Here is a 14,893-nt window from a genome sequence, read left to right as displayed (position 1 = left end):
TGGTGCTGACCTATCTGCTGCGCCGACTGCTGCTGATTCCACTGATTGTCCTGGCGATCAGCTTGGTGACGTTTATCTTGGTGCATCTGGTGCCGGGCGATCCGGCGAGCTTGTATTTCGGCGGGCAGGCCGTCAGCGAGGAAGCTCTGCAAAATGTTCGCCGCCAGTGGGGCTTAGATTTGCCGCTGCCGGTGCAGTATTTGTACTACTTGGGCGGGGTCGTGCGCGGCAACCTCGGCGTGGCGACCCACACGGGCCAAAGTGTACTCAGCGATATCGCGGCTCGGCTGCCAGCCACCGTTGAACTCACGCTGATCGGGATGCTGCTCGCGGTACTGATCGGCATACCCTTGGCTGTAGTCGCAGCGACGCGCCGCAACGGCTGGATCGATCATACGGTGCGGACGCTGTCGCTCATTACGTTGGGTGTACCGACGTTCTGGGCGGGCATCGTCATCATCTATTTGTTCAACTTTGTCTGGCGGCTGCTTCCCCCAGCGGTAGGCCGCCTGCCTATCGACGCTACACCTCCGACAGACATCACCGGTTTGTACTTGCTCGACAGTTTACTGACTGGCAATTTCTCCACTTTCGCTGCAACCGCTTTTCAGTTGGTCGCGCCAGCTTTGACGGTCGCGCTCGGCGTGATTGCGGTGATCATACGAATGCTGCGCTCCAGCATGGTCGAGCAGATCAATCAAGATTATGTCCGCACAGCCCGTGCCAAGGGTCTGACCTCACGTCAGGTGATGTTCAAGCACGCGCTCAGGAACGCCATTATTCCCACGATCACAGTGGTCGGCATTCAGCTCGGCTACCTGCTATCGGGCAATGCACTCGTCGAAACGGTCTTTTCTTGGCCGGGAATCGGGCTGTATTTCATCGACTCAATTCAGAGTCTGGATTACGCGGCGGTTCTGGGCGTGTCGATGATCGCCGCGCTGATCTTTGCTTTGGTGAATTTGGGCGTCGATCTGCTGTACGCCGCCATAGACCCGAGGATTCAGTACGGATGACAACGACAACTGCAACACCCACGCAAACATCCAGGCGGCGACTGTGGCGTAAAGTGAGCCGCAACCGCTTGACCCTCTTGGGCCTGTTCATCATCGGCGTCATGGTGCTCGCCGTTGTGCTGGCTCCGTGGCTGACGCCATATGACCCCGTTCAGGTCGAGGTGGCCAGCAAGTTGCAGCCGCCCAGCGCTCAGCACTGGATGGGAACCGACCAATATGGCCGTGACGTTCTCGCCCGGATCATCTACGGCACGAGGTACGATTTATTGATCGCGGTCAGCGCCGTTGCCTTCGCGGCAGGAGTCGGCACGCCGCTGGGAATGATCGCAGGCTATTTCGGGGGCCGCACCGAGGGCGTCATCATGCGCTGCATGGACCTTTTGCTGGTGTTCCCAGACATCTTGCTGGCGATCACCCTGGCCGCCGTTCTCGGCCCCAGCTTGAGCAACGCTATTTTGGCGGTGAGCATCATCGGAATCGCTGGCTACGCACGGCTCGCGCACAGTTCGACGCTGACGGCGCGGGAGCTGATGTATGTCGAGGCGGCCCGGGCAGTCGGCATGAGTACACCCCAGATCATCCGCAAAGCCATTTTGCCCAATATCGTTTCGCCCATCATGATCCGCGCCACTTTGGGAATGGGCTTTGCCGTTTTGCTGGCGGCCAGCTTGGGGTTCATCGGTCTGGGTGCCCAGCCGCCGACGCCGGAGTGGGGAGCGATGATCAACGAAGGACGCACGCAGATCATCTCCGGGGCATGGTGGACATCGGTCTTTCCGGGCCTGGCTATCGTTTTGCTCGTCACGGGCTTTAATTTGCTCGGCGACGGCCTGCGCGATATTTTCGATCCCCGAGCCGCTTACTGAACCGTGCATTGGAGGAAGTATGATCAAAGGTATACCGCTGGACGAAACCCGTACGCGTGTCTCCCGTTTCACCGAGACGTTTCCCCCAGAGATGATGGGGGCAGTCCTATCCGACGATCAGTACATCTATTATCTGTGCGCTTTTCACTTCATCCCGACTGAACGCCCCATCATGCTGGTCATTACGCGGGAAGGCGAGCGCATTTTGTTTGTGCCGCGCCTCGAAGAAGAACACGCCAAACAAGCCTCACACGCCGACCGGGTCGTGAGCTACCCCGAGTACCCGGGTGAGGTGCATCCGCTCAAGCTCTTTGTGAAGCTGCTCGAAGAGCTTGGACTCGGCCAGGGGACATTGGGCATCGACTACGACGGTTACCCTCATGTGCTCGGCTATCAGGGGCCGGTTTTGTCTGAACTGATCAGCAATCCACTGCGGCGGATGCATCCGGAACTCGACCGTTTGATCGCGGTCAAATCGCCCTTCGAAATTGAACTGATCCGCGAAAGCTGCCGCTGGGGGAACTTGGCCCACCGCCTTTTGCAGAAGTACACCCGCGTGGGCGAAATCGAAACCGAGGTCAGCATGCGGGCTTCCCAGGAAGCGACCCGCATCATGGTGGAAACCCTCGCGCCGTACCATAAGTCCAACAGCCGCTGGCAAGAAGGGGCCGTCGCCGGATACCGGGGCCAGATCGGTCGGAATTCCAGCGTGCCGCACGCGGTCGGGGCCAATCTGATCTTTAAGGAAGGCGACGTGCTGGTGACCGGCGCTGCTTCTGCGGTCTGGGGCTATCTCAGCGAACTCGAGCGCACCATGATCATTGGAACGCCCACCGCCAAGCAAAAAACCTACTTTGATCACATGATCGCTGTGCAGGACATCGCCTTTGAGAGCATGCGGGCGGGTGTGACCGCTTCCAGTGTCGACCAAGCGGTTCGGCAGTATTTCAGCAAACACCACCTCGAACCGTACTGGCGACACCACACCGGCCACAGCATCAGCATGCGCTACCACGAAGGGCCGTATCTGGACACTGGCGACCACTCCATCTTGGAAGCAGGTATGGTGTTCACGGTCGAGCCGGGAATTTATGATCCGGAAGTGGGCGGCTTCCGGCACTCCGATACTGTGATGGTCACGGAACAGGGCGTGGAATTTCTCACCTACTATCCGCGTGACTTGGAAAGCCTGACCCTGCCGGTTTAATGCTCATCTTTCCCAAGTCAGACTACTCACATTCGAGTCATTTGACCACAAACCATTCGACATCTCACCGGGTGCAGCGTACAGGCACCTCTACAAAAGGACTCAAGTGAGCGAGAATTCTGATCAACCAGCTTTGGAAGTCGAAATCAAACGCACCGAGAAACCGGAAGCAAAGCCCCGCGACGAGATCAGTGTCACCCGGCACAGCATCACGGTAAACGGTCAGACCCTGAACTACACCGCCACCGCCGGAACGATGGTGCTGGCCGAGGAAAAACACAACAAGGACGGCGAATTTGACGGCAATTTGGAACGTGCGCGGATTTTTTTCGTGGCGTACGCCTTAGACGATCAGCACCCGGAGGAGCGTCCGGTGACGTTCGCCTACAACGGTGGGCCTGGAAGTCCTTCGCTGTGGCTGCACCTGGGCCTGCTCGGGCCGCGCCGGGTGGTCATGGGCGACGCCGGGCAGCTCACCGGGCCGCCTTACCAGCTCACCGACAACGAATTCACGCTGCTCACCCACACGGACCTCGTCTTCATCGATCCGGTCAGTACCGGGTACTCCCGCGTTGTGGAAGGAGAAAATCCCAGCGATTATCACGGCTTCAAAAAGGATGTCGAGTCGGTCGGTGATTTTATCCGGTTGTGGACGGCCCGTGCCGGGCGCTGGCTGAGTCCCAAATTTCTCATCGGTGAAAGTTACGGCACCCTGCGTTCGGCGGGGCTCAGCGGCTACTTACAAGAAAGGCACGGCTTGTTTCTGAACGGCCTGATGCTGATCAGCGCCATCCTCGACTACGCGACAGTCGACACGACGCCGGGGCACGACCTCGCCTACGTGACCCATTTGCCGACGCAGGTGGCGACTGCTTGGTATCACGGCAAACTCGGCAAACAACGCTCGCTGGAAACTGTTCTGCGCGAAGCGGAGGCGTTTGCGGACAATGAATACGCCAGTGCCCTGCACCTCGGAGCGCGGCTGACCCCCTCGGCCCGACGCCAGATCGCTCAGCAGTACGCCCAGATGACAGGTCTGAGTGAAAATTTTGTTTTGCAAAATGACCTACGCGTTCCGCTCTCACGCTTTTGCAAGGAACTCCTGCGCGATCAGGAATTGACTGTGGGCCGTTTGGACAGCCGCTTTACCGGGATCGACCGAGATGCGGGCGGCAGCAGTACCGACTATGACCCCAGCTACAGCGCCATCCTCGGCCCGTACACGGCTACGCTGAATCATTATGTCCGCCAAGAACTGCACTTCGAGTCCGATCTGGCGTATGAAGTGCTCTCCGGACGGACTCAGCCGTGGAGCTTCAAAGATTTCGAGAATCGTCACGTCCGCGTCTCGGATACTTTGAGAAGCGCCATGCACCAAAATCCACATCTCAAGGTGATGGTGGCCGCCGGTTACTATGATTTCGCCACACCTTACTGGGCAATGCGGCATACTTTCGACCACCTACAATTGAACCAGCAACTGCGCGGCAACATCCGTGAAGCCTACTATGAAGCGGGCCACATGATGTATGTTCACCTCCCGAGCTTAGCGCAGCAGCACCGAGATCTCAGTGAGTTTATCCAATGGGCTTCGAAAGCCTGATCAATTTTTCACATGCGAAAAAAACCGGCGTCCAGTCGACTTTGAGCATTAGAAGTCGGTCTGGACGTTTTGTTTACGCTTGTCCAACGGTAGCCTAGTTTTACTTGAGATAATAGTCCGAATCATAAGTGTTATTTCGGAATAGACCAGCTAAGTAAGACTAGGCGGAGACTCTGGAGGCACTTTCTATGATCGTGTATGGAGAGTGCTTTTTTTGGAGATGTTCTTAACAAGATTTGCCGAACTGTTAAGGGAAAACATCAAAATCAAGCTGCCAAAATCCGTTACAATAAGGTATGCACGATTTTACTGCAGCCCGGTGTGAACGCCTTGAACGTCAGGTCAAAGAACTTGCCGCGTTCAGCGATTCTGCCGTAGGAGTAACCCGCCTGACGTTCAGTGAGCGTTACGTGGACGCCCTCAAATCCCTCACAGCGCTCGCCACTTCACTGGGCTGCCAAGTACACAGCGACGAGGCCGGCAACTTCCACGTGACCTCGGCAGCAGCGCAACACCTCGGCTGGACGGTCGCTGTCGGCTCACATATCGACAGTGTGCCGATGGGCGGGGCTTATGACGGCGTGGCCGGTGTACTTTGCGGCTTTGACATTCTGCAGAGTTACCCCGAACTGCCCATCACGGTGGTGATTTTCGCCGAAGAGGAAGGAGCGAGCTTTGCAGGGGGACTGGTTGGCAGCCGGTTCGCCTCTGGAAAGCTGACTTCCGTAGACCTCGAACAGCTGTTGGACGGCAATGGAAGGTCGTTTGCCGAGGGAGCACGCTGGACACGGGAGGCAGTCAACGTGCCGCAACTTGTGAGTACAGGCACACCACACTGGCGTCAGTATTTAGAAATTCACATCGAGCAAGGCAGAGTGCTGCAAGACGGCAGCGCACGGCTGGGTGTGGTGACCGACATCGTGGGTTTGATTCAGGCGGAGCTGATTTTTTTTGGTCGCGCCGACCACGCAGGGACTACCCCCATGACGGCCCGCAGTGACGCAGGCGTAACCGCCGCTCAATTCATCGTCGACCTTGAAGAATTGGTTCGGCAGACTGGAGAAAAGGCCGTCGGGACAGTCGGGGTTCTAGAATTCGGGCCGGGGGCGGCAAATGTCGTGCCGGGCCGCGCACGCCTGAGTCTCGATCTCCGTGACCCGGATGAATCGAACCTGCGCTCACTCGCTGAGCGGGTGAAGTTGCATGGTCAGGCTCTGGCGGCCCGGCGCAATCAGCAGTTCACTTACCGGGAAGAACTGTTCAGTGCGCCTGTTCCCCTTGATCTGTCGGTGGTCGATGGTCTTGGGGAAGCGGCCAGTCAACAGGGAATTCAAACGCAGCGCATGGCAAGCGGCGCGGGCCACGACGCCATGATGATGGCCGGCCTCGTTCCGGCGGGAATGCTTTTCGTTCCCTGTCTGAACGGCGTCAGCCATTCGCCGGAAGAATGGGCGGATGTTCAGGATCTGGTGCTTGCCGCCGACACCGTAGCCATGTACCTGCACAATGCTTTTGATCTGACTCAGTAATTTAGGAGTGTCTGTTTGAGCCAGGCTTCCTCCCCACTCCGGTGATGTCACGCCCGGTATGCATTGGGCGACCTCAGCGTAAATCTCCCCGCTGATGAGTGGCTAAACGGCTCGTGCTTTGAAGTTACCGGTGTGCTGTGGACTGAACACCAATATGTCATTCTCTGGGATAGATCAGCTCGAACTTCTTCACAAACCCCCACCGAAGTCGCTTTTATAACAAACTGAGACGATAACTAAGGTGTAATAGACGTGTAAGAAAGTGGAGGTTAAGCTTTGTGGGAAGTTCTACAGAGCCCTTTCCGGATGGATAGTGCGTACACGCTCACAAGGAGCTCAAGATGGCGCACTTGCTTTCTTTCCCCCCTTCTCTATCAGGACGTACCCTACTTCGCCAGGCGATTTCGATCAATGCCGAACTGACGTTGCTGATTGATTCTCAGTGCCGGGTTCTCTTTTTCAATCCGGCTGCTCAGGCGCTGCTCGGTGATTCGGTAGAGATTTTGCTGGGGTGGGAGCTTAGTTCTTGGGTTCATCCTGACGATCAACTCACCTTAAAGAGTTCCTTCCAGCGCACTCCAGCTGCACATCCTGCTGAGACTCTACGGGTGCGCGTTCGGCAGACCAACGGTGAATGGCTGTGGGTCAGCGCTTCTTCGGTGTCCTTCCTGGATAATCCGGACGTGCAGGCAATCATGGTGCAATTTCGCCCGGAGCCGTACCACCAAGATCGGCACAGCCAAGACCAGCACCGCAGGGCGCTGTGGGAAATGACTCAGGTCATGAACAGCACTGGCCACCTCTCTGAGGTCATCAGCGCCCTGCTCACCACCGGCCTTCAGTTGCTCGGCGCTTCATCAGGCAGTTTGCGTTTAATCAGCTCCGATGGACAGCAACTTGAGCTGAGCGGTCAAGCGGGCTTTTCAAATCAGGGCATACAGCTGATGGACGACCTCCCCCTGACGCTCAGGATGCCGGTGACCGACGTGGCCCGCAGCGGCGAAGCTCTTTTTTTGGGTAAGCAGAAGTTCCAGACCCTTTACCCAGACGTTTATCAGTGTTATGGCCTGAGCTTTCAGAGCGCTGCCGCCCTGCCGCTCAGCATCGGAGAGCGGCTGATCGGAGTGTTTACGCTTGGGTTTAAAGAAGACCACGACTTCAGTGCTCAGGAGCAGACCTTTTTTCAGATGGTCGCCAGTTTGTGTGCGCTCGCCTTGGACTGCCGCTGCCTTTCTCAGGAACTCAAGCGTGAACAAGACTGGTCACAGGCGGTCAATCTCAACAGCTCCGACATCGTCACGGTCTTTGATGATCAGGGCTTGATCCGCTATGAAAGTGGATCGATAGAGCGCATCTTGGGCTACGCGGCGACCGATCTGCTCGGAAAAAGCATCTACGCGCTGATTGACCCGGATCACCACGCCCGCGTGCAGGCGGCCTTGGCGCAGCTCTCGCCCGGCGGCGATCCGGTGACCGTGATCTTTCGCTGCCTGCACTACAGCGGGCACTGGATCTGGCTCGAAAGCATCGCCACCGATCTCCGGCACCAACCTCACGTCAGCGGCGTACTGGTCAATTCGCGTGATGTCACCGCCCGCGAGAAAGCCCGCACCGTGCAGCAAGACACCCTCGATCAGCTGAGTCTCAGCGAGCGCAATTTCAAGCGCTTGGCCGACCACTCCAGAGACCTCGTGCGTCAGTACGCTCTCGATGGCAGCGTGATTTACGCTTCGCCGACGGCGCAGGACTTGCTCGGCTATAACAGCGAAGACCTGCTGGGGCCTGACCCGCTGCACCACGTCCATGAAGAGGATCTCCCGGCACTTGAGCAAGCCTTTCAACGCCGGTTTACCGCCGCTTTTGAACACGAGAAATTCGAATACCGCTTGCGGCGGCGTGACGGAACCTACGTATGGGTAGAAACGGTCTTCAAGGCGGTACGTGATCCTGAGACTCAGGCCATTACCGCGTTCGTCGACACGTCCAGGGACATCGACCAGCGCAAACAAGCCGAGCAGCACCTCAAAGTTCAGCTGGACCGCTACCACCACCTGCTGGACTTCACTGCTTCGCTCGAACAGCTGTGTGACCCGGCGGCCCTGACTGCTGAAGCCCTCCAGAAGAGCCTAGAACTCACCGAGTATGACTACGGCTACGCCTTTGCTTGTAGCGCTTCTGGGCTGACATTTGAAGCGCAGGCTGGGCTGAACTCAGTGCCGATCAGCGACTTCATGGATCAACTGCGCCTCCACGCTTTTACGCCGCTGGCTGAGCAGGCCATCCGCAGAGGGGAAGCTTACTTCGCGGTGGATGAGCAAGCCTTCCTCGATCCACCCGAGGAGCTGCCGCGCCCGCACTGGCGATCCCTGTGCGTGCTGCCGATTCTCCGGCAAGGCACCTTGATGTCCCTGCTGATGTTCGGGACGAGCAGCCGGATAACCACCAGCCAAGACACCCGTCAGCTGCTGCAAAATGTCGCGGCCCGTCTGAGCCACGCCCTCGAGCGCGGCCACCACATCGAGCAGCTCAACATCTCACGCGAAGAAACCCTGCGGGCTTTGGGCTTGGCGCTGGAATACCGCGACTACGAAACCAAAGGCCACACCGACCGGGTGGTGTTGTTCACCGAGCACCTCGGCCGGGCCCTGAACTTTTTGCCTGCCGATCAAGACGCTCTACGCTGGGGCGCTTTTTTGCACGATACCGGCAAAGTCGCCATCCCCGACAACATCCTCCTGAAACCCGGAAAACTCACCCCTGAGGAGTGGACTGTCATCCGGCGGCACCCCAGCATCGGGTACGAGATGCTGCACCACATCCCTTCTCTGCCCCCAGCGACGCTGGAAGTGGTCTTGTATCACCAGGAGCGCTGGAACGGCAGTGGCTACCCGGACGGTCTGCAAGGCCAGCAGATTCCGCTCTCGGCGCGGGTCTTCGCCGTGGTGGACGTCTACGACGCTTTGACGAGCGTCCGGCCCTACAAGCGGGCCTGGTCACATCAGGAAGCCGCCGAGCAACTCCGGCTTGAGGCCGGCGTGCTGCTCGACGCATCGGTCGTGCAGATCTTTTTGGAGTTGTTTGAAACCGATGGATCGCTCAAATCCACTTCTCCGGGTGAGGTGCCGTATGACTATTCCTGAAACGGCTGAGTTCGCTCGGCGTTCCAATGCCCACATGTTCGGCGAAGGCTCCCGCACCCTGCTGTGTGCCCACGGCTTTTGCTCCAACCAGAGCGTGTTCCGTCATCAGATTCGTGACCTGCACTTTCAGGGCACCCACCGGATCGTGACCTACGATTTGGCCGGATTCGGTCAGTCGGATCCGTCCCTCTGGAGCGCCGAGCGCCACGCTGATCTCGGAGGCTACGCCGAGGACATGCTGCACCTGATCGAAGAACTTGACCTGCGCCACATCACTTTGCTGGGCGCTTCAATGAGCGCCATGATCGGGGTGCTGGCTGCGCTCCAGTGCCCCGAGCGCTTCGAAGCGCTGGCGTTTATCGGAGCCTCGCCGCGTTACCTCGACGACGGGCCGTATGTCGGCGGGTTTCAGCAAGCTGGCGTCGACGCTTTTTACGATCTGGTGCGCCGTCAGCAAGACTGGACGGGTGCTTTGAGCAGCATGATGCTCGGAGCGCCGGTGTCGCTGGCGCTCCAAGAAGTGGCCGAGGGTATCCGGGAGGTCAAACCCGAAGTGGCGAGCGTGGTCGCCCGGGCCATCTTCCAATCGGACTACCGCGCCCTGCTCCCTCAAGTTCGTCACCCGGTGCTGATCACCCAAACCCGCGCCGACAGCGTGGTGCCGGTGAGAGTCGGTGAGTACTTGCAGCGCAACTTGCCCAATGCGCAGCTGGCTTTGATGCCGGGCGTCGGGCACCTGCCTAATTTTACCCAACCTGGAGTGTTCAACCGCGCTCTGCTGATGTTTCTGGCAGCGCTGGAGGCTGGTGGAGAAGGTCAACCTCTATGAAACTGACCTCTGCCCAATTGACTCGGGCGGCAAGCTGGGCGGCCATGCTGATGGGCGTACTGGTCTTGCTCGGCTGGCAGTTCGACCTCGAACTTCTCAAGCGGGTGCATCCCAGCTTCGTCGCCATGAATCCTGTCACCGCCGCATGCTTTTTGCTGGGGGGGCTGTCGTTGCAGCTTTCCGCAGAACCTCAGCCCAGAACGCACCGGGTATGGGCGCAGGTTCTGGCTGCTGTGGTCTTCAGCGCCGGCTTGCTGAAACTGGCCCAGGTCTTCGGTCTGCTGCCCTTCAACATCGATCAACTGCTGTTTGCCTCCAAGATCGTGGGATACACCGAGCCGATCACCGGAAAAGCCAATCACATGGCTCCCACCACTGCTCTGAACTTCATGCTGGTCGGCGGCGCTTTGCTGGCGCTGGGTTCGAAAGTCCCCGCCCGGCAGGTGTTCGCTCAGGTGTTCGTGGCTCTGGCGCTGATCATCACCCTGATTCCGGTGGTCGGGTATAGTTACGGAACCAGCGAGTTTTACGGTATCGGCACGTACATTCCGATGGCCCTGCATACCGCGTTCACGTTTCTGGTGCTGCTGGTTGGCCTGCTGACGGTGCGCCCGAACCTAGGGATCATGCAGACTTTTACTGGAGACAGTTTGGGTGGAGTCCTGGCCCGGCGGGTCTTGCCGATCTCACTGCTGATTCCCTTGGTGTTGGGGTGGCTGCGGCTCGAAGGAGAACGGCTCGGGTTGTACAGCCGGGAGATCGGCACCTCGCTGCTGGTCGTGATCCTGATTACGGTGCTGAGCGGATTTTTGCTGTGGTACGCCCGGGTACTGCACGTGTCTGATCTTCAGCAGCGCTTTACCGAACAGCAACTTCTCGCGCAGACTCGGGAAATGACCCGGATCGCGGCGTACTCACGCGCCATTGCCGACGTGTCCAAGCTGCTGGAAGTCGACCTGTCCCCCGAAGAAGCGGCCCGGCAGACCATTCGCACCATCTGTCAGGTGGCGGACGTCGAGTGGGGGAGCTTGGTTCAGCTCACCTCGCGGATGGGAAAGCCGTGGGTGGCGGCGCAGACCGAGTGGAAAACGGCGGCGGTCGATGCCGAAACCGAGCGCATTCTGACTCAGGGCGTGCCCAAAGGAACCGGGATGGTGTGGGTGGCGCTGGAACGCGGCCAGACCTTATTTGTCGACGACTACGAGCAGCAGGTTCTCCGCGTTCCCAGCTTCGCCGCCCTCGGCCTGCGGTCGGTGGCATTCGTGCCGCTGAAAACCTCGTCTCAGACATCGATGCTGTTTATGCTGGCAAGGCTGCACCAGCCGAGACCGTGGACGCCACTTGATAAAGAGTTGCTCGAAGCGGCAGCCAGAATCATGGCCGTGTCGATTGAACGCCAAAATCACTTGCAGTTTATGCGAGAGGCAGCGCTGGTGGACGTGCTGACTGGCCTGAACAACCGCCGGGCCTTTGATATGGACTTGGAAGTGGAGATGGCCGGAGCCAAGCGCCACAAACATTCGCTGGGTGTGCTGATGATCGATCTGGACGGCCTGAAGCAGCTCAACGACCGCGAAGGCCACGAGCGGGGCGACGCGTATCTGCGGGAGTTTGCCTTGGCACTGAAAGCCGTCTTCCGGATCAATGACCGGGTGTACCGACTGGGCGGGGACGAATACGGCGTGATTTTGGCGCACGCGGATCCTGAACGGACGCGCAGCATCCTCGACCGGATGCGCAAGACCGTGGAACTGGTCAAACAATCGGGCTTCGAAGACGCTGACGCCAGCTCAGGCGTGGCCTTTTACCCGAAGGAAGCCGAGTTGCCGAGCGACTTGGTTCGGTTGGCCGACGAACGCATGTACGAAGAGAAACGCGACCACCATCTCCTGCGCCCACGAATAAGTAACGACACAGCCGATACCGTAATAAAGGAGTAGAGGGTGTTTAGAAACGACCTTGCATGTCTGATACGGTCACTTCCAAATAAAGTTTAATCCGACCAGCCGACAGGCTCTACACAGGTGTCGCTCTGTCCAAGGCAATAGTGGAGTAAAACGGAACAAGCTGGCCGACTGAGTGTGTCGGGCCAGCTTGTTCCGTTCTGTTGTGTCTCGGAGTGGAACTATCGCATAGGTACTTCGTCTCCAGTTCCAACGCGCCATACTGTCCAGCCGGGAACACCGGAAGCTGTTAAACACAGCGGAGCCCCAGTGAACGCCGCTCAGGTTACTGCCGGGCGTCGAGGGCCAGATTGACGGCCAGTACATTCACGCGCGGTTCGCCCAGCACGCCGAATTGCCTGGGTGTGAGGTGAACACGGATCACGGCCTCCACTTGTGCCGGGGTCAGGCGGCGTGCCTGCGCGACGCGGTTGACCTGAAGCAGAGCGGACGCCAACGTGACATCGGGATCCAGGCCGCTGCTGGAAGCCGTCACCAGATCCACCGGGACAGACGCTGCCGCGCTCAGAGCGTTCTCGCTGCGCACCGCAGCAACCCGCGCACGCACAGCCTCCGACAGCTTGGCGTTGGTCGGCCCCCAGTTGCTGGCACCGCTGTTCTCAGCGTTGTAAGGCTGCGGGCCACTGCCGTCAGTCTTGTTGGTCATACTGGGCCGCCCGTGCAGGTACTGGGAGGCCGTGAAATTCTGGCCCAGCACCGCCGACCCGATGACCTTCCCATTCCGGCTGATGAGGCTTCCCTGCGCCTGACTGGGAAACAGCAGACCCGCCGCAGCCGTGGTCAGGAGCGGGTAAGCCAGCCCCGTGACCAGCGTAAACAGCACAGCGGCGATCAGGGCACTCAGCAGCAGGCGGAGGAATGGGGCGGGGCGAACGGGAGATGATTCAGGTGACGTCATTTCAGCACCACGCCTTTGAGCATCTGGAAGTGATCGGCCACTGGGCCGAGGGTCAGGGCAGGCAGGAAGGTCAGCGCACCGACAATCAGGATGACGAAGACGGTCAGGCTACCGAACAGCACCGTGTCGGTGGGAAGCGTGCCGCTGGAGGCGGGCACCCGGCGTTTGGTGGCCAACAGGCCCGCTACGGCCAGCATCGGAAGCAGCGTGAGGTAGCGTCCGATCAGCATGGCGAGGCCGATGGTGATGTTGTAAAAGGGCGTGTTGGCATTCAGACCTGCAAAGGCCGAGCCGTTGTTGGCGGTGCCGGAGGTGTAGGCGTACAGAATCTCGGAAAAGCCGTGTGGGCCGGGGTTGTTGAGACTCGACAGCGCACTGGGCAGCGAAACGGCGAGCGCCGTGAAGCCCAAAATACTCAGCGGATGCGCCAGAACGGCCAGCATCACCAGTTTGACCTCACGCGCTTCGATCTTTTTGCCCAGAAACTCAGGCGTGCGGCCCACCATTAGGCCCGCCATGAAGACGCCCAGAATCAGGTACTGCACGAAGTTGATAAAGCCCACGCCCTTGCCGCCGAAGACATTGTTGAGCATCATCTGCGTCATGGGCACCAGCCCGCCCATGCCCGTGTAGGAGTCGTGCATGGAATCCACGCTGCCAGTGGTGGCGGCGGTGGTCGTGGTGGCAAACAGAGCGGTCTGCGCGATTCCGAAGCGCACTTCTTTGCCCTCCATATTGCCGCCCGCCTGCGTGGCCGTGATGGTCTGCTCCGCGCCGAGGCGGCTCAGAATAGGATTCCCGGCCTGCTCGAAGCTGTAGACGGTGATGAGAAAGCCCACGAACATCACCAGCATTCCGCCGAAGATGACCCAGCCCTGCCGCAGGTTGCCGATCATCCGCCCAAAAGCGTAGGTCAAGGCCGAGGGCAGCAGCAGCATGGACAGGATGTGCAGCGTGTTGGTAAGCGGCGTGGGATTCTCGAAGGGGTGCGCGGCGTTCATCGAGAAAAAGCCGCCGCCGTTGGTGCCGAGGTGCTTGATGCTCTCCAGCGAGGCGACAGGCCCCAGGGCGATGCGCTGGACGGCTCCTTCCAAAGTGGTGGCCGCCGCGTAGCTGTTGAGCGTTTGGGGCATGCCCTGCCACACGAAAACCAGCGCCAGCACGAAGCTGATCGGCAGCAAAATCCGGTAGGTGATACGGGTCAGGTCGACCCAGAAGTTGCCGAGGTGATCGCCGCTGCGCCCGGCCAGCCCGCGCATGAAGGCGAGAGCGGCCGCGAAGCCGGTGGCCGCCGAGATGAACATGAAGGTGGTGATGACGGCCATCTGCGAGAAGTACGACAGGCTTTGCTCGCCGCTGTAAGCCTGCCAGTTGGTGTTGGTCATGAATGAGACGGCGGTGTTCCAGGCCAGATCGGGGGCCTGCGCACTCAGGCCTGCCGGGTTCCAGGGCAGCATGCCTTGCAGGCGCAGCAGCAAGTAGGCGAACAAGAGCAGCGCCAGATTCGCCACGATCAGCACCAGGCCGTAGCGTTTCCAGTCCATGCGCTCGTCGGGATTTACGCCCAGCAGGCCGTAGGTCAGCCGCTCGGCGGCGCTGTGACGCTCACCGCTGACAACGTTGTGGAGCCATTTGCCCACCGGCACGACCAGCGCGGTCATGATGCCGAGGATCAGTACGAATTGCAGCCAAGCCATCAGAAATCCTCCGGGCGCAGAAGCGAGTACATCAGGTAAACGAAGACGGCCAGAGCGAGCAGGCCCAGCACGAAGATCACAGCCGCTCCATCGCTTTGAGGTACAAAGCACACAGGCCAAAAATCAGCAGACTGAGCAGCACAA

General features: G+C 59.3%; 11 protein-coding genes. 8 read left to right on the top strand and 3 right to left on the bottom strand.

Annotation, left to right across the window (positions count from 1 at the left end):
• The first annotated feature begins 2 nt into the window (after positions 1-2).
• The 8 genes from EHF33_RS18785 to EHF33_RS18750 all read left to right on the top strand — a co-directional run bounded on the left by EHF33_RS18785 (position 3) and on the right by EHF33_RS18750 (position 12,130).
• A complete protein-coding gene (locus EHF33_RS18785) occupies positions 3-1,016 on the top strand; it encodes an ABC transporter permease (protein ID WP_124875088.1) in 1,014 nt (337 codons plus the stop codon).
• Entirely contained in the window at positions 1,013-1,882 is an 870-nt protein-coding gene (locus EHF33_RS18780; RefSeq protein WP_124875086.1) for an ABC transporter permease, read from the top strand. Before EHF33_RS18785 ends, EHF33_RS18780 begins: the two co-directional genes overlap by 4 nt.
• 19 nt (positions 1,883-1,901) lie before the next feature.
• Positions 1,902-3,089 carry a M24 family metallopeptidase gene (locus EHF33_RS18775; RefSeq protein ID WP_124875084.1) on the top strand — a complete coding sequence of 396 codons (1,188 nt, stop codon included), beginning with the start codon at positions 1,902-1,904 and terminating at the stop codon, positions 3,087-3,089.
• A gap of 106 nt (positions 3,090-3,195) precedes the next feature.
• Positions 3,196-4,692 carry a S10 family peptidase gene (locus tag EHF33_RS18770; protein ID WP_124875082.1) on the top strand — a complete coding sequence of 499 codons (1,497 nt, stop codon included), beginning with the start codon at positions 3,196-3,198 and terminating at the stop codon, positions 4,690-4,692.
• A gap of 296 nt (positions 4,693-4,988) precedes the next feature.
• A complete protein-coding gene (locus EHF33_RS18765) occupies positions 4,989-6,221 on the top strand; it encodes a M20 family metallo-hydrolase (RefSeq protein ID WP_124875080.1) in 1,233 nt (410 codons plus the stop codon).
• Between the two features lie 350 nt (positions 6,222-6,571).
• Positions 6,572-9,361: a PAS domain S-box protein gene (locus EHF33_RS18760; RefSeq protein ID WP_164473618.1), complete on the top strand. Its 2,790-nt coding sequence runs from the start codon at positions 6,572-6,574 to the stop codon at positions 9,359-9,361.
• Positions 9,348-10,190, top strand: a complete 843-nt coding sequence (locus tag EHF33_RS18755) for an alpha/beta fold hydrolase (RefSeq protein ID WP_164473617.1) — start codon at positions 9,348-9,350, stop codon at positions 10,188-10,190. The genes EHF33_RS18760 and EHF33_RS18755 overlap by 14 nt, the downstream gene beginning before the upstream one ends.
• Positions 10,187-12,130, top strand: coding sequence for a GGDEF domain-containing protein (locus EHF33_RS18750; RefSeq protein ID WP_124875074.1), 1,944 nt, complete (start codon positions 10,187-10,189; stop codon positions 12,128-12,130). The genes EHF33_RS18755 and EHF33_RS18750 overlap by 4 nt, the downstream gene beginning before the upstream one ends.
• 289 nt (positions 12,131-12,419) lie before the next feature.
• Here the strand turns inward: EHF33_RS18750 and kdpC are convergent, their stop codons facing one another.
• From kdpC to kdpF, 3 genes are read right to left on the bottom strand one after another with little or no spacing between them, the layout of a single operon-like run.
• On the bottom strand, positions 12,420-13,052 hold the full coding sequence (gene kdpC / locus EHF33_RS18745) for a potassium-transporting ATPase subunit KdpC (protein ID WP_124875072.1): 633 nt from the start codon (positions 13,050-13,052) through the stop codon (positions 12,420-12,422).
• Positions 13,049-14,749 (bottom strand): potassium-transporting ATPase subunit KdpA, encoded by a 1,701-nt coding sequence (kdpA, locus tag EHF33_RS18740; protein WP_124875070.1) that lies wholly within the window; start codon positions 14,747-14,749, stop codon positions 13,049-13,051. Before kdpA ends, kdpC begins: the two co-directional genes overlap by 4 nt.
• Entirely contained in the window at positions 14,749-14,820 is a 72-nt protein-coding gene (gene kdpF, locus EHF33_RS22035) for a K(+)-transporting ATPase subunit F (protein WP_420889980.1), read from the bottom strand. Before kdpF ends, kdpA begins: the two co-directional genes overlap by 1 nt.
• Positions 14,821-14,893 lie beyond the last annotated feature (73 nt).

The sequence above is a fragment of the Deinococcus psychrotolerans genome (assembly GCF_003860465.1).
GTDB classification, from domain to species: Bacteria; Deinococcota; Deinococci; order Deinococcales; family Deinococcaceae; genus Deinococcus; species Deinococcus psychrotolerans.
The sequence above is the reverse complement of the archived record's forward strand: the minus strand, read 5'-3'. Positions and strand labels throughout refer to the sequence as shown.